The organism is Actinomadura barringtoniae, assembly GCF_017573505.1.
Lineage (GTDB): Bacteria > Actinomycetota > Actinomycetes > Streptosporangiales > Streptosporangiaceae > Spirillospora > Spirillospora barringtoniae.
On record NZ_JAGEOJ010000033.1, the window covers coordinates 51696 to 66171 of the forward strand.

A 14476-nucleotide genomic window follows, 5' to 3' on the forward strand; every position below is an offset into this window, starting at 1 on the left:
CCTGGACAGGAGAATCCGCACCGTCCCATTGGCCCTCGCCGCAGTGCCGGCCTCGCTCGCGGTCGTCGTAACCGGTGCACCGGCGCAGGCCGAAGAACTCAAGGAATTCCACACCTGGGCCGGTACCCGCAAGTGCCTGGACGTCGTCACCCAGAACAACACCACGGTCAAGATCTGGCGCTGCTCGGGAGCGGACGAGCAGAAGTGGGCGGATTCTGTCTCGTCCTTCCGGAACGACACGACCCGCAACAAGTCCCCCAAGACGCTCGAAGCTGGCGAACATGCCCGCAACGCCATCACCGCAAGTGCGGTCATCCTCGAGGAGAAGTGCACCGTCGAGGCTGGGCTGGCCACTTTTCAGTGACAGCCGAAGACCGACTGGTCTCAGATCATGGTCGGCACCGTGCCGACGATGGTCCCCGTCCTGCTGAACTTCCCGATCGGCCAACGCCGCCTCATCCAGGCCCTCTCGGGCGCAGTCAAGGGCTGGCCGTCCGATCGGGGTGTGAGAGTTCGTCGAGGTCAGGGTGTGGTCCAGGCGGTGGCGCGGCGGAAGCGGGCAAGGGTCGCGCGAGCGCTCTGGGGGGAGATGCTCAGCTCCCGCCGCGCTGCCGACAACTCCGTGTAGGAGGCGTCAGAGCCGGGCCTGGCGGCTCGGACGGTCTCGATGTCGAACTGGGGCTCGCTGAACGCCATGGCCACTGTCTGGCCGTGGTCGGCCAGCGCCGCCAACGCGACCACCGCTGCCCGCGCCTGGGTCTGCGGTTCCTCGGCCCCTTCCTGAGCACCGTCCGCCGGGCCGGTCGAGGGCAGCCGGTCCTCAAACGTGGCGAGCGCGGTGAGGATGGGCAGGAGAGGGGCGCCGTCGTCGAGGGCGGACATCCGGGTGCGCAGCTCGTCGAAGACCGGAGCCCATGGGGGGCCGGGCGCCAGTTGCGTCAAGTGGCTGCGGGTTCCGGCGAGCGCGTCCGACACATCCTCCCGGACCAGGCGATACGCCAGCATGGACAGCCGCGGCCGCGTGTCGGTCTCGTTGTTGACTTCGATGAGGCGCCGCGTCACCCGGATCAGCTCGCGTGGCAGTCCGCCCGACAGAGCGTGGACCAGATAGACGAACGGGTCGGTCAGTCCCAGGACGCGTTTCTGCAGCAGGTGCTGTGCTTCGGCCCCCGACAGTGCCTGCACCATCACGACCTCGTCGAAGGCGTTCTCGAACACCGACCGCCCGGCCACTGCCCGCCGGGCGAACACCGACCCGACCTCCTCGGCCACCGAGACCAGGTAGAAGCAGTGCGGGATCCCGAACACCGCCTTGATCTCGCTGACGAACCGTTCGGCCTGCGTGATCGACCCAATCCGGTCCACTTCGTCGATCGCGACCAGTACCCGTCGCCCACGCGCCGCCTCGGCCTCCGCGATGTCTTTCAGGAACCGCTGGAACTCTCCGACCAGCTCCGGCAGGTTCCACGGCAGTTCCTTGGCCGTCCCGCCGCGCGCGAACCCGCCCCGCCCACCCGGCATATTCGCGGTGAGCGTCCAGGCGGTGGTGTGCTCCTTGCGCAGCCTCGCCGTGTAGCTCCGCGCACGCCGCACCAACCGGGCCTGCTCCGACCGTCGGCGCCGGGTGTACGCGACGGCGGCCACCCCGGCAAGGCAGACGACCGCAAGGCCCGCCGCCCATCCCTCCCAGTCGTGCCAGGATCCCCGCAAGCCGAGAAGGAATCGGTCGAGATGCCCGCTCGTCCAGCGGTATGCCATGGCGAGACGTCCCTGCCAGTCGAAGAGCACGACGAGCACCCCAAGCGCCACGACCAGGTAGAGAGCCTGCACCGCCACGCGGCGCACGGGCCGCGCCAGCCGCAGGGCCCGCGCGCGCCAGGTCATCGCGCGCTTGCCGTAGCACTCGACGTACTGTTCGCACAGCCGCTGGAAGAGCTCCACAAGGAAGTCCTTGGGCACGTACTCAGCGGGCGCCGACGCCGAGACCGCGAATTGGCGCGGCTCCTGGAGGATCGACCGCAGAAGCGTCGACTTCCCCGCACCCCTGGGCCCGGCGATCGCGATACTCGCCGAGTCCGAGCGGTTCAGCGTGGCCTCCACCCGGGCCCTGGACCGGGTGGGCACGAACAGCCGGAGGTCGTGCACGCGTTTGAGCCCGGCGGTGTCGTACTCGTAGAGGTACCGATAGAAGTCCGCGCCGAGCAGCCCGTTGATCGCCCGGGTCAGTTCGGGGATGATCACGGCGTCCCGGGCCTCCCGCAACCATTCCGCTTCGGCCTTCGCGGCGGCCTTGCGGTAAGCCTGGTCTCCGAGGATCAGGGACGCGGGATATCTCGACCCCCAGTGCTTGGGATCCGGCGTCCTCGCCAGGTAGAGGACCATGAAATAGCTGAGGAGGCCGGGCAGGAACGCTGCGGGCCGCCCGATGGCGAACGCCAGGCAGAGGCCGGAGAGAACGCCTCCGCAGACACCCAGAAAAGCCCCGTGGCGCGGCCGCCTGAACTGGAGGGCGGCGACGCCCGCCCCCACGAGTGCTCCGCCGACCAGGAACAGCAGCGAGCCTCTGCTGATGAACAGCGAACCTCCGCTGATGACGCGCGAAGTGCCGACGAGGACGACGCCGTACCGCAACATCACCAGGAGCAGCAGGTTCACACTCGCGTTGGCGACGAGCTGCCATTCACCTCCCGGGCGGAGAGCGGCCTGACTGCGGAGCCGCGAGAGCTTCTCCTCGAGCTGGTTCAAGTTCCGCCTGGTCTCCGCGGCGCGTTCGTGCGTCGAGAGCTTGCGCCCTTCCTCGGCCATATGAACCAGGTCCAGCCGGGCGAGGATCGAGCCGACGTCGACGTGGCCGTCACGGATGTAGCCGCTGACGCGCTGGTCCTCCAAGCAGGCGCGGGCGTGCTCGACGAGGACCTGCTCATCGTCGTCGTACGGCGGTGTCCGGTCGGCGCCGGGGGCATCCGCCAGAAGCTCGGCGACGGACAGGCGTCCAAGAAGATCGCGCGGCTGGTGCAGGTACCGGCCGTCGGGACCCCGTTCCTCCAGGGCGGTGACGGCTTGCCGGAACCGCCAGGGCCGGGACAACTCGCGGCCGAGCGGCGTGCGGGGGTGTGCGGTGAGTTCGTCGAGAACAGGTTGCCAGCGCTCAGGCTCGGCGGCTTCCCGCGCCACGTCGGCGCGCTGGCGGTCTGGCCCCATCGGCCCGATCTCGGCGATCGTGCGGGGCGCCGGCGGCTCATCCGGCGCCCGTACGCGCTGGCCGACGATCACCCGGGTCTCCGGACGGTGGCCGAGGTGCTCCACGACCGCCGCGACGTCGTCTCGAAGGTCGTCGAGCACCGGGACGACCTTCTGCTCCCGGTCGAGGAGCCGGGCGTCCGCCGTGCTCAGGCCGTACGACTCCAGGACGGCGACGATCCAGCCGCCGAGGTCGGCGCCGGCCGGGCGAAGGGCGCGGTCGAGGCGCACCGGAACGGGATCGTCGGGTCCGCGTTCGGCGAGCAGTCGCAGCATGAGGTCGATGATCCGGACGGTCTTGCCGCTGCCCGGCCCGCCGACGACGGCGAGCCAGACCGGCCGCCGCCCACGCCAGTCCGCCAGCACGTCCTCGATGCCCGCACGCGGCAGGGGATCGGCGGCACCGGTATGCAGCACCATCTCGACCGCTATCGGCCTCCCCGGCCCGCCGATGAGGCGGGCCAGTACCTCCCGTTCCGCGGCGCAGACAGCGTCGGCGAGTTGCTGGGTGACGGCCGGCACCCCACCACCGCCAGGGGGGATTGCCGCCCGTAGCATCGGAGACACGAGGCCATCATCTGTGATCGGGTCGTCACAATGTGGTGTGATCCGCCATCAAATGCTGCCGATAGTGGAACACCACGTGTCCTTCCTTGGCGGTGTGTAGCTCTTCCTGACCGGTGCGCAGGGTTGCTGCTGTCGATTCGTCGATCCCAGCGGGCGGTCAGCGGTGGCCGTGAGGTCGCTCTCCCAGCGCGCAGGCAGCGCATCAACGCTGAGGCGAGCCGTCTAGCGGATCTTGGTGCCGTACTCGTCGGTGTCCTGTACGCCGAAGGTCTCGACCACTACGCAGTCGCGATGAAAGACCCCGAGGGCAGCGAATTCAGGCCGCGTCTCGGCCACTCCCCTACCTGGCAACAACCTCGCCCCGAGGTTCCCAGGAACGTCCGCTCATGCCGCCGGCCGAGCACCTGAGACAATCTTGAGTGTCCCTCTGGTCGTGCCGATGACCGGACCCGGCCGACCTTCAGTTGAGTGTGCGTTCGGCGTAGGGACGCAGAGCGTTGTGCAACTCGACCGCGTCCGGCGCCTGCCCGATGAGGGCCCGGTCGTCGAGTTTGACGGTCTTTGGGCATGCATGGTCGCCGGGTATCTGGAAGCGGCCTAGCGGTTTGGCGGTCTTCGCTTCGTAGATCTCGAACAGGTAGGAGGCTTTCATGAGCGAGATCTTGGTTGTGTTCTTGGGCCGTGTGCTGCCCGCGAGTTGTGAGTACAACCTCGCAGTGGACTCAGGCACGTATTCGCAAACCCGGGTCTCCCGCGACCCCGCCGTGTCCTGATAGGCGCAGGCGACGAGCTGGGGCTTGGGCTTCACGCCGGTCTCGTTCGCCTCCCATCGGGCGGGGAGTCCCTCGGAGTAGTCGCCGGTGTCGGCGTCCGCGAACCTCAGGCTCACCGCGTGCGGGCCCTTGCCTCGGTACGGTTCGGCGATCCGATTGAAGTAGGTGTCGCTCCGCGCCTTGCCGACGGGCTCAGGCGGGCAGAACTGGTCCACAGAGGCCGGGGAGGGCGACTGTGGCGGAGCCGGATCGTCGAGCATGCCGACGGCCTGCACTCCACCGAGGATCGCGACGATGCCGATACCGAACGCCCACCAAGCGATTCGATCCGACCTTCGCATGCACACGATTGTGAACGATCTGCTCGCTAGCCTCCACCAGAGACAGCTCCGTGGATCGCTAGGAGGCCCGCCCTCGCACGAGAGACGTGCGGAACCTCACAGCCGGGTTGGAGCCATGGGGTCGCGCTGCTTAATCCAGCGGGCCCTCCTGGGGATCGTCGTCCTTGGGGCTGTCCTGGTCAGGACGCCTGGTGATGGTGTAGAGCGCCGCGAGGACCGTCGCGCCAACGTTGAGCGAGAAGCCGATCGCGGGGTAGGCGGAGGCCAGTGCGGCCGCGCCGGCGGCGCTTCCGGCCACGAGGAGGGTGGTGAAGGTGGGTCCCCGGTGTCCGCCGGGCTCGGGGCCGTCGCTTCGAAGGCGTAGTCTCAGCATGGTGGATACTCCGGGTCCTTCATTTCGCAAGTGCTGGGCTGGGTGTCCGTAGGCGGCCCACCTGTTGGCGCAGGTGGGCCGCCGCTCTTGTCGGGATGGTGAACGTGGCCTGCTGGCGGGGGACGCCGCCGCGCGTGACCGGCCGCTGCGCGGACCATGTCGGCCAGCATCGCGGTGAGCAGGGTCGGACCCGGCCTGCTACGTTCCGGGCGGCTTCAACCAGGACACCACCTGTCGGTTGGTCTTCTCCAGGGACCTCGCCGTGTTCTTCGAGAGCTTGCCGATGGTGAAGGACTTCCGGCTCACCAACGGCGCGGTGCATCAAGGCCCGCGGTTAGCGGTCGTCAACGGTGGTCAGCCGCGTTGGCGCGTTTCAGTTCCGGCGGCGCGTCTCAGCCTGCGGTGGAATGTCTTAGCCCCAGACTTCCTCGGCGGTCTCGACGATGAGGCGGAGTTTGGCCTTCTGCTCGTCGTGGCTGAGCGCGTTGCCCTCGACCGTGGAGGAGAAGCCGCATTGTGGCGAGAGGCAGATCTGCTCGATCGGCACGTGCCGGCTCGCCGCCTCGATGCGGCGTTTCAGGTCGTCCTTGGACTCCAGTGCGCCGCGCTTGGTGGTGACCAGGCCCAGCACGACCGTCTTTCCCTTGGGGATGAAGCGCAGTGGCTCGAACCCGCCCGATCTGTCGTCGTCGTATTCCAGGAAGAACCCGTCGACGTTCAGTTCGCTGAACAGCGCCTCGGCGACGAAGTCGTAGCCGCCCTGCGCGGTCCAGGCGGATCGGAAGTTGCCGCGGCACATGTGGGTGGTGATCGCCATTCCGTCGGGTCGCCCGGCGAGCGCGCCGTTGATCTGCCGGATGTAGCGCAGGTGCAGATGTTCGGCGTCGTCGCCGCGTTCGGTGACCATCGCGCGCTGGGCGGGGTCGTTGAGGTAGGCGAGGCTGGTGTCGTCGAACTGCAGGTAGGCGCAGCCCAGCTCGCCCAGACGTCGCACTTGCTCGGCGTAGGCGGAGGCCAGGTCGGACCAGAACTCCTCGACGTCGGGGTAGACGGCCGGATCGATGGACGCCGGGCCGCCGCGGTAGTGGACCATGTTGGGGGAGGGGATCGTGAGCTTGGGCGTCGCACCGGTCCCTGCCGCCAGGTCGCGCAGGTGGCCGAAGTCGTCGGCGAAAATGGTCTCCTCGAGGCGGATCCGGTCACGAACCCGCAGGGCGGCGGTGGTGAACTCGATGTCGCCGTTCTCGCGGTGGAACCGGACCTTGATCTGCTCGTCGGCCGGGCTGATCCCGCCGAGCCGGTAGATGAAGTCCATGTGCCAGGAGGCGCGGCGGAACTCTCCGTCGGTCGCTGAACGCAGGCCCACCTCGGCCTGCATGGCCACCACCGACCGGATGGCCTCGTCCTCGATGGCGCGCAGTTCGTCGGTCTTGATCCGCCCTGCGGCCTGGTCGGTCCGGGCTCGCAGCAGCTCGGGCGGTCGGAGCAAGCTCCCGACGTGGTCGGCGCGGAATGGTGGTGTCAGCCTGGCGGCCATGACGTTCCCTTCCCGAGGATCGGATCAGGCGGTGGCGCATGGTGGGAGCGAACGGAGGCAGGAGGCACTGCATCCGGGAGGAGCAGGATGATCACCGCCGCTCTGAAGTCGTCCAGCGCGAGCCGACGCGCGGCGTCGGGCGAACGGGTGGGTCTTGGCCAGCCGAACCGACCAGCTCCACCTATCCCACGTGCGCCTTCATCAACTCCACTGCCCATCACTCTAATACGCGACAGTCGAGAGGATTCGGTCGAGTTCAGACCGCGGACGCCCGGCAGATGGATGAGTACGGACTCCTAGATGTGCTGTCAGGAAGACATTGTCTCTCGAAGTCGCGCGGGTGCCTGTACTTGTATCGGCCGCTGATGAGGTGGTGACCAAGCCCTGCGGGACTCGGGCCCGCCTGCCCGGACGGACCGCCTGGTCCAGCGCCGGCGTACGCGGCCGAGGTCGGCGCCTGGCGAGCACTTGCGCGGGCTGGCCGCCTCCCAAGGAGGCATCGTCCTCGCGCACGTTCCCCGGGCGCATTGCTAGGGGCGCTCCAGTCGGCTCCGTTGGGGGCGTCTGAAGCGGCTCCGTCTGGGGCTGGTGTTCTTGGCGTTGGGGCGTTTCAATTGGCCCCCACCTGCTGCCCATTGGCGTGGAGGTGCGCTTCGCCGGTGATGTCCACACGGTGATATCCATCGCCCTGGTCATGGAAGTACAGGTGAGGGCCGTGGCAGTCGAGGATCTGCCAATCCCGCAGGGTTTCCCCGGCCGGTCCGACGATCTTCGCGGCGTCCAGCCGCCGGATCACACCGTCGACCAGTGCGCACCACCAAAGCCGGTCGTCGGATCCGGCGAGCAACAGGTGGTCGCCATCAAAGGCGAGTGCGCGCACGTCATCCACTGGACTGTCATATTCGGCTGTGCGGCCGGCCTGGATCCGGATCAGTGAGCGGCTCCGGTACGCCCAGGTGACTCCCCCCTGGGAGTTGACGGCGTCGTCAAGGCATGCGATCCCCGAGTCCCACAACCATGTGCCATGAGGGTCTCGGCGCACCAGACTGAACGATTCGGGCCAGCCTTCCTCGCCGTGCGTGGTCCAGATTGTGCCTGAATCGTCCGAGACGATCCGCTCGATGTCGTCGCCCAGGGCGAATGTGCGCAGATGAGTTCCGTCCGAGCCGAACACATGAGCATTGCGGGGTTCCGGGTGGCCGCCGACTTGCGGGATGCACGGACAAGCGACCAGCAGTTCGCCGCGCGGCAACAAGGCGATCACCGGATAGGAAACGGGAAGGCACGCCAGTTCGAGCCGATGCCACCCATGGGCCTCGTGGGTATAGAGCACCGCCGGGCAAGATCGCGGTGGCCGGTAGAACGGCATCCTATTGTGGTTCGGCCCACGGACGAAGCCTCGGGCCAGACCGGGCTCGCTGGTCGCAAGCACACCGATCACGCCCTCCGCGCTGGCCGTGCACGCCAACCCAGACTCTCCGTCGGCCAAAGGCACCGGCGGAGCCACTCGCACGGTGGTGAGAACACGCATTTGCACGATCGTAGGCAATCATCGAGGCGAAGTGGCCGCCGTATCTCCTGCAACGCCAGGCCTTCACGATCCAGCTGAAGGACCCTTCCCCGCCTAGTACTTGTCCAGACGACGGGCCGCGGAAGGAAGAGGCGGACTGCACCGCCCGGCTTTGGCGCACCACCGGCGGCAAACCCAGGCGATCCCTGCCCCACGCGGCCCCTGAAGCGGGCTGCGGTGACTTTTGCGGACGCGCGAAGTCTGTCCCTTGGGCTGGCCGGCCTTCCCGGCCCTGTGAGAGAGGAGATCCGACAGTGGCAGTGGGGATCTTCGCGGGCATCCCTGTCCGCGACTGCGAGAGTGCCGTGGACTGGTACACCAGGCTCCTCGGCAAGGAACCGGCGTTCTGGCCCAACGAGGTCGAGGCGGTGTGGCAGCTGGCCGAGGGCCGGTATGTGTACGTCATCGAGGACACCGCTCGCGCCGGAGGCGGCGTGGGCATGATCTGGGTGGAGGATCCCGCGTCCGAGGTGGATCGGATCGCAGCCCGCGGGCTGCAACCTGTGGAAAAGGAGCAGCACGGCAACGTCTGCAAGTGGATCTTTCATGACGCCGACGGCAACGAGATGGGCATCGGCGGCGAGACTGTGCCTGCGCCCTGAATCGCAGATCAGGCATGAAGGGACGCGGGCGAGCCAGGCGAAATGGGGCCGTGCCACCGGGTGGCGTTCACCACCTCTGGGACGGCAGGCGCGCCGCCCAACCGATGCTCCCCAGGGCCCAAAAGCTGAACGTGCGAGTTGCGAGCGGGCCGTGGTTTCTGTGAAGCCGGGCGGCGGGAACTCTTCTCGATCGCCGCTGGGGGAGTTCAGTCGGCGGCGGCTTCGGTGGTGAACGCGCGGTGTGCGCGGTGTGCGCGGTGCAGGGCGTAGGCGCCGAGCGTCGTCAAGGCCGCGGCGCCGACCAGGGTGGCGGAGTGGCTTCCGAAGGCGGCGACACCGAGGCCTGCGAGGAGCGGGCCGGCGGCACGCGCGGCGACCGCGAAAATGGCGATGATTCCGTTGATGTGGGGGTATTGGTCAGCCCCGTAGTAGTCCACGAGCAGGGTGCCGCGCAGCAGGTCAGGCAGTCCGTACCCGAGGCCGAAGAATACGACGAGCGTAATGATGGCGGCCGTGGCCGCTGGACCATGGCCGGTGGTGAGCAGCGGGACGGGAAGCGCGACGGCCTGTGCGGCGAACAGCAGAATGGCCGTGCGCTGCGCGGGGATCGAGGGCTGGAGCGCCGTGCAGGTCATCCGCCCGAAGACCTGGAAGGCGCCGACGGCACCGGCGGCGAGGGCGGCTCGGGGGAGCGAGTAGCCGCGGCCGGTGAAGTAGGCGACCAGGGTGGCTGTGACGCTGAGCTTGGCGGTCGTATGGCTGCTCAGGAAGAGGGCGAACCAACGGAACGATGCGCGGCGGGTGACCGCGCCTTCGTCGGTGTCCGGCTGTGCCGGCGCTTGGACGTCGGCGGGGTGCCCGTCGGGATGTGCTCCCACGTCGGAGGGCCAGCGCCGCAGTAGCCCTGCGTGCAGCGGAACCGTGATGAGGCCGAGAGTTCCGGCGAGCAGCACCAGGGTGGTCCGCCAGCCGTACGCGCCGACGAGGAGACCGGTCAGGGGGACGAACACGGTGCTGGACAGGCCGCCGGCGATGGTGAGCACGAGTACAGCTCGGGCGCGATGCCAGGTGAACCAGGCGGCCGTGACAGCGAAGGCCGGTTCGTAGAGCGTTCCGGCCATGGACAGACCGGCCAGGACGAACGCCGCGTAGAAGGCGACCAGGGAATGGACGTGTGCCCAGGCCAGCAGCGCCACGACCCCGAGCAGGCTGCCGGTGGTCATGACACCTCGGGAGCCGTGGCGCGCCAACAGGCGCCCGACGGGGATGGCGACCAGGCCGGAGACCGCCATCCCCGTGGTGTAAGCGCCGTTGAGCTGTGCGATCGACCATCCGAACTCGGCGCGCATGGGGACGACCAGCACTGCGAAGGCGTAGACGAGGACACCCCAGGAGACCGGTTCGGTGACGGCGAGTCCGGCGACCATCCACCACCCGTAGAACACCCGCCGCCACGGCTTGCCGCGCCCGCTTGCTTTCTGGGCGGAGGTCACGGTTCTGGTCGTGATGGGCCGCCATCGGGGCGATGGGGGTTGGGATGTATAGATCCGGTTCTAGGGGTTGTAGATCCAGATGTGGGCCTTGGCGTGTGCAATCGGGCTCTTGATCGGATAGATCTCGGCCCACACCTTGTCGTGATGTCCATTCAGCCAGCCCGTGCAGGTCTTGTGCTTGGGTCCCCAGTACTTGCGCTGCCACATGTCCACGTAATGCGCGAACACGCCACCGGTCCGGCGTGTGAACGCCAGCCGGTAACCCTGATAGAGATGGTCCCCGGTTACGTTGAAGCACATCTGGACTTTGCCGTAGGACCGGACGTGCTTGGTCGTTTGTGGCTTCTTGTAGTCATAGATCCACGCGCCCTTGATGCCTTGCGTCGTCGCCTTCGGCCAGGTCATGGCAGCAGGGGAGTTACCGGGGCGTGCATTGGGCGCCGTTCGCGCTACCGCCCCGGCTGTGATCGTGGGGGAAGCGGCCGCCGTAGTCGTGGGAGAAGTGGCTGCTTGTGCCGCGCCAGAGCCCCCCGGTAGAGCGATCATGGTGGCGAGCGACGCCACCGTTCCGGCCATGGCTACCTTGAACGTCTTCACGTAGTGCACCTTCTCCTCGGTCAGGAAGTGTTGTGTCCACTCCTGAAGACGCAGCAGGGGTCCCCGTCTGTGACAACTCGGTGGTCGGATTCAGCCCGTTCCTGCCTGACCTCACCATCGAGATGTCACAGACGGGGAGCCCAATGCGTCTTCCGGGGTGGATATGGAGCGCACCCGGCCGCTGAATCCCTGTTCGGACATCCCGGAGGTGGACATGCATCTGTTTGGGCTCGCGATGGCAGGCCACGACGTCGATACGGCCGTGACACTGCTCGCGCCAGACGTCGAGTTCCGCAGCCCCGTCGTATTCACGCCCTATCGCGGGCGGGACGCCGTCGCACCGCTCCTGTACGCGGTCGCGGATGTCCTTCGAGACTTCCGTTACACCCGGGAGATCGCCTCGGCGGACGGACGGGACCTGGCGCTCGTCTTTCAGGCGTCCGCGGGCGACAAGAAGGTTGAGGGATGCGACTTCCTCCACCTCGACGACTCCGGTCTGATCGACGAGCTGTTCGTCATGATCCGCCCCATGTCCGGCGTGCACGCATTGGCCGAGGCGATGAGGGCGCGGCTGGAGGCCGCGAGCAGCGGCGGGCGGTCGACCTGATGGAGAACGTGCCTCCGGGGAGGTCACGATGAACGTCGCGCTGTGGGTGGGGCAGGCGCTGCTGGCGGTGGTCTTCGCGTATTCGGGGGCGCTCAAGGTGTCCCAGTCGAAAGAGAAGCTCGTGAAGATGGGGCAGACGGGGGTGGCCGTCTTCCCGGTGCCGCTGCTCCGATTCGTCGCTTCCTGCGAGCTGCTCGGCGCGGTCGGCGTCACCGTGCCGTGGCTGACGGACACGGCACCGGTGCTCACACCGCTCGCCGCCGCCGGTTTCATGGCGATCATGGTCGGTGCCATCGCGGCACATGCCAGGCTCCACGAGCCGCGCAACGTCGCGGCCACCTCGCTGGTCCTGGTCGTCGCGGCAGTCGTCGCAGCGGGCAGGTTCGGGGGAATGTGAAGATGACCGATTCCAGCTCCGGCGTCGAGGAGTACCAGCGGCTCCGTCCGTTGCTGTTCTCGATCGCGTACAGGATGACCGGGAGCGTCGCCGATGCCGAGGACATCGTGTCCGAGGCGTTCCTGCGACTGCATCGTGCACAGGCCGACGGCATCGTGATCGAGTCGATGAGGTCGTACCTGTCGACGGTCGTGTCCCGGCTGAGCATCAGCCATCTCCGGCTGGCCCGGGTCCGCCGGGAGCACTACTTCGGTACGTGGCTCCCCGAGCCCGTCGTGGACGAGGAGAGTTCCGCGTCGGATCTGTCAGACTCGCTCTCGCTGGCGTTCCTGGTCGTACTGGAGAACCTGACTCCCGTCGAACGCGCGGTGTTCTTGTTGCACGAGGTGTTCGACTTCGACTACCCGTCCATCGCCGAGGTCGTCGGGAAGAGCGAGGTCAACTGCCGCCAGATCGCGGCGCGTGCGCGGCGCCGCGTCGACGCGCGGCGGCCGCGTTTCGAGGCACAGCCCGCCAAACGCGCGACCCTCGCCGAACGCTTCTTCGCAGCCGTCAAGACCGGTGATCTCGAGGGCCTGGTCGACATGCTGGCAGCGGACGTCGTGACCTACGGCGACGGCGGGGGCCGCGGTCCGTCCTTGCCCAAGCCCGTGTACGGACGCGATAAGGTCCTGCGTCTGCTCGCCGTGTTGAGCTCAGCGATACAGCGCTTCGACCTGCGTCTCGAACGCGCGACCGTGAACGCCCAGCCCGGCGTGCTCATACGCGACGCATCGGGCGACCTGCTCGACGTCCTGTCCGTGGACGTGGTCGACGGTAAGGTCCAGACCATCCACTCGATCCTCAATCCCGACAAGCTCGGCCACCTGGGACCGCTCGCCGGACCCGACCATCCACTCCGCCGCAGCACGCACTAGACACGCCACCCGCAGCGCCCGGTGTGTCACAGCATGCCCGGTGACGAGCCGCCATGACGCGCAGAGCGCTGGTGCAGAGCGCTGGTGCCGGGCGCGGATCGCGGGTCGTCTGATAGCGGTCAAGCGGCTGGCCCTGCTCGCCTGCTTCGCACCGTTCGCCCTCGCAGCCGGGATCCTCCCCGGCACCGGCCGCCAGATCCTCATCCGATGGACCACCGCAGGCCTGCGCACCCTGGCCAGCATGGTCATGAGCGCCCTCGCCCTGTCGGTCATCATCATGCTCGCCTCCGCGGTCCTGAGTTCCGACGCCGACATGGGCGAGAGTGTCCGCGACGAGCACGACAAGGCTCGGCGCCGACCTCTATCAGGTATGGCCTGCGGCTCTCTGGGGAGGCCGGGAACGGTGATGGTGGCCTGCCCGGCGGCGGGCGGCGGTGCGCGAGCCGATCCGACGTCCTGAGATCCGCTCGCAAGGGATCCTGATGAACTGCTCGTGGCGGCCAGGCACCCAGGGGCACAGGGGCAGAGCCGCCAGGCGGGCGACCTCCGCCGGGTCGTGAACGGCCTGTGCCTCGCCGACAGCGCTCACCGACCATCCCGCGCCGGTCTCGGCGTCGTAGTCGTCGGTTTCGAACGCCACGACGGCGCCGCGCAACGCGGCGTCGAACTTGGAACCCGGCGCCGTGCGGATCACCACGGAGTCCTGGTGAAGGACGAAGTTGACCAATCTGACGGCCGGTAGCGCATGCTCGGTGAAGACAATGCGGCCCACGGGCATGGAACCCATCAGAGCCATGCATTCGGCGTCATCAAGGGTCTCGAACTCGTTCTCAACGCTGTTCATGCGTCCAGTTTTCGGCTGGGGGACGTGTACCCAGCAGAGGCCAAAGGCCTTATATCGCCGTGGCAGGGAGGGACCGAGGGCCTGCCGGAGCGGCCTTTCGCCCTGATGACTCGTTGCGAGGCGGCGGGGATGCTCGGCGTGATGGGTGGTGAGAGGGATGAGGAATGACGTCGCCGGTCTTGCGCGGTCAGAGGATCCCGAATCGGGCTTCGTCCGGAGCCTGGACGCAGACGATTGTCGTCGTCTGCTCGCACCCGGTGGCGTTGGCCGGGTCCTGGTCTCGACGGCTCACGGTCCGGCTGCCTTCCCGGTCAATTACATCGTGCTCAGTGGTGCGATCGTCTTCCGGGCGTCGGAGGGGTCGGTGCCGGCCTCGGCCGGCGGGGTGGGGCTGGTCGGCTTCGAGGTCGACCGCATCGACGAGGTCAACCGGGAGGGCTGGAGCGTGCAGGTGACCGGTCCGGCAAGGCGCATCGACGAACCGGTGACGGTCTGGCTGCTCCACGATCTGATCAAGCCGTGGCCGCCAGGTGACCACGATGTGTGCGTACGCATCGATCCCGTGCACGTCTCCGGTCGCCACGTGCGAGCCGATCGGCGGCCGGACTGACCCGCCCC

16 protein-coding genes are annotated in these 14476 nt (G+C 67.9%); 8 read left to right on the forward strand and 8 right to left on the reverse strand.

From position 1 onward, the window contains the following. The first annotated feature begins 28 nt into the window (after positions 1-28). On the forward strand, positions 29-364 hold the full coding sequence (locus J4573_RS49350; protein ID WP_208263399.1) for a ricin-type beta-trefoil lectin domain protein: 336 nt from the start codon (positions 29-31) through the stop codon (positions 362-364). Positions 365-522: 158 nt separating this feature from the next. Here J4573_RS49350 and J4573_RS49355 read toward each other — a convergent pair whose 3' ends face one another. From J4573_RS49355 to J4573_RS49375, 5 genes are all read right to left on the reverse strand, one after another. Continuing rightward, entirely contained in the window at positions 523-3762 is a 3240-nt protein-coding gene (locus J4573_RS49355) for an ATP-binding protein (RefSeq protein WP_208263400.1), read from the reverse strand. A gap of 505 nt (positions 3763-4267) precedes the next feature. Then, positions 4268-4921, reverse strand: coding sequence for a hypothetical protein (locus J4573_RS49360; RefSeq protein WP_208263401.1), 654 nt, complete (start codon positions 4919-4921; stop codon positions 4268-4270). A gap of 130 nt (positions 4922-5051) precedes the next feature. After that, complete coding sequence (locus J4573_RS49365) at positions 5052-5294, reverse strand: hypothetical protein (RefSeq protein ID WP_208263402.1); 243 nt, start codon at positions 5292-5294, stop codon at positions 5052-5054. Between the two features lie 412 nt (positions 5295-5706). Then, positions 5707-6831, reverse strand: coding sequence for a 5-methyltetrahydropteroyltriglutamate--homocysteine S-methyltransferase (locus J4573_RS49370; RefSeq protein ID WP_208263403.1), 1125 nt, complete (start codon positions 6829-6831; stop codon positions 5707-5709). 610 nt (positions 6832-7441) lie between these two features. Then, the gene (locus J4573_RS49375) at positions 7442-8362 is read right to left on the reverse strand and encodes a hypothetical protein (RefSeq protein WP_208263404.1); all 921 of its coding nucleotides are present in this window, start codon (positions 8360-8362) and stop codon (positions 7442-7444) included. Between the two features lie 293 nt (positions 8363-8655). Here J4573_RS49375 and J4573_RS49380 point away from each other — a divergent pair, with 293 nt between their 5' ends. Then, a complete protein-coding gene (locus J4573_RS49380; RefSeq protein ID WP_208263405.1) occupies positions 8656-9003 on the forward strand; it encodes a VOC family protein in 348 nt (115 codons plus the stop codon). 206 nt (positions 9004-9209) lie between these two features. Here J4573_RS49380 and J4573_RS49385 read toward each other — a convergent pair whose 3' ends face one another. After that, positions 9210-10496 (reverse strand): MFS transporter, encoded by a 1287-nt coding sequence (locus J4573_RS49385; RefSeq protein ID WP_208263406.1) that lies wholly within the window; start codon positions 10494-10496, stop codon positions 9210-9212. Between the two features lie 60 nt (positions 10497-10556). After that, a complete protein-coding gene (locus J4573_RS49390) occupies positions 10557-11093 on the reverse strand; it encodes a hypothetical protein (protein WP_208263407.1) in 537 nt (178 codons plus the stop codon). Positions 11094-11256: 163 nt separating this feature from the next. Between J4573_RS49390 and J4573_RS49395 the strand changes: the two genes are divergently transcribed. Genes J4573_RS49395 through J4573_RS49410 form a run of 4 tightly spaced genes read left to right on the forward strand, consistent with a single transcriptional unit; the run spans position 11257 to position 13474 of the window. Continuing rightward, positions 11257-11700, forward strand: a complete 444-nt coding sequence (locus J4573_RS49395) for a nuclear transport factor 2 family protein (protein ID WP_307797523.1) — start codon at positions 11257-11259, stop codon at positions 11698-11700. 28 nt (positions 11701-11728) lie between these two features. Further along, positions 11729-12097, forward strand: coding sequence for a DoxX family protein (locus tag J4573_RS49400; protein WP_208263408.1), 369 nt, complete (start codon positions 11729-11731; stop codon positions 12095-12097). A 2-nt stretch (positions 12098-12099) separates the two neighbouring features. Then, the gene (locus tag J4573_RS49405) at positions 12100-13014 is read left to right on the forward strand and encodes an RNA polymerase sigma-70 factor (RefSeq protein ID WP_208263409.1); all 915 of its coding nucleotides are present in this window, start codon (positions 12100-12102) and stop codon (positions 13012-13014) included. A gap of 40 nt (positions 13015-13054) precedes the next feature. Then, positions 13055-13474 carry a hypothetical protein gene (locus J4573_RS49410; RefSeq protein WP_208263436.1) on the forward strand — a complete coding sequence of 140 codons (420 nt, stop codon included), beginning with the start codon at positions 13055-13057 and terminating at the stop codon, positions 13472-13474. On the opposite strand, the gene J4573_RS49415 is transcribed toward J4573_RS49410, so the two are convergent. Continuing rightward, positions 13379-13858 (reverse strand): pyridoxamine 5'-phosphate oxidase family protein, encoded by a 480-nt coding sequence (locus J4573_RS49415; RefSeq protein ID WP_208263410.1) that lies wholly within the window; start codon positions 13856-13858, stop codon positions 13379-13381. The two genes, J4573_RS49410 and J4573_RS49415, sit on opposite strands and share 96 nt — an antisense overlap. On the opposite strand from J4573_RS49415, the gene J4573_RS49420 reads away from it, so the two are divergent. Beyond that, complete coding sequence (locus tag J4573_RS49420; protein WP_208263437.1) at positions 13760-14026, forward strand: hypothetical protein; 267 nt, start codon at positions 13760-13762, stop codon at positions 14024-14026. The genes J4573_RS49415 and J4573_RS49420 overlap by 99 nt on opposite strands. Further along, complete coding sequence (locus J4573_RS49425) at positions 14016-14468, forward strand: pyridoxamine 5'-phosphate oxidase family protein (RefSeq protein ID WP_208263411.1); 453 nt, start codon at positions 14016-14018, stop codon at positions 14466-14468. Before J4573_RS49420 ends, J4573_RS49425 begins: the two co-directional genes overlap by 11 nt. Positions 14469-14476 lie beyond the last annotated feature (8 nt).

What these genes read in the sequence shown, in the direction of transcription:
- J4573_RS49360 (WP_208263401.1), bottom strand. Translation starts at nt 4,921, where the DNA reads ATGCGAAGGTCGGATCGAATCGCTTGGTGGGCGTTCGGTATCGGCATC.
- J4573_RS49365 (WP_208263402.1), bottom strand. Translation starts at nt 5,294, where the DNA reads ATGCTGAGACTACGCCTTCGAAGCGACGGCCCCGAGCCCGGCGGACAC.
- J4573_RS49370 (WP_208263403.1), bottom strand. Translation starts at nt 6,831, where the DNA reads ATGGCCGCCAGGCTGACACCACCATTCCGCGCCGACCACGTCGGGAGC.
- J4573_RS49375 (WP_208263404.1), bottom strand. Translation starts at nt 8,362, where the DNA reads ATGCGTGTTCTCACCACCGTGCGAGTGGCTCCGCCGGTGCCTTTGGCC.
- J4573_RS49395 (WP_307797523.1), top strand. Translation starts at nt 11,257, where the DNA reads ATGGAGCGCACCCGGCCGCTGAATCCCTGTTCGGACATCCCGGAGGTG.
- J4573_RS49400 (WP_208263408.1), top strand. Translation starts at nt 11,729, where the DNA reads ATGAACGTCGCGCTGTGGGTGGGGCAGGCGCTGCTGGCGGTGGTCTTC.
- J4573_RS49405 (WP_208263409.1), top strand. Translation starts at nt 12,100, where the DNA reads ATGACCGATTCCAGCTCCGGCGTCGAGGAGTACCAGCGGCTCCGTCCG.
- J4573_RS49420 (WP_208263437.1), top strand. Translation starts at nt 13,760, where the DNA reads ATGCTCGGTGAAGACAATGCGGCCCACGGGCATGGAACCCATCAGAGC.
- J4573_RS49415 (WP_208263410.1), bottom strand. Translation starts at nt 13,858, where the DNA reads ATGAACAGCGTTGAGAACGAGTTCGAGACCCTTGATGACGCCGAATGC.
- J4573_RS49425 (WP_208263411.1), top strand. Translation starts at nt 14,016, where the DNA reads ATGAGGAATGACGTCGCCGGTCTTGCGCGGTCAGAGGATCCCGAATCG.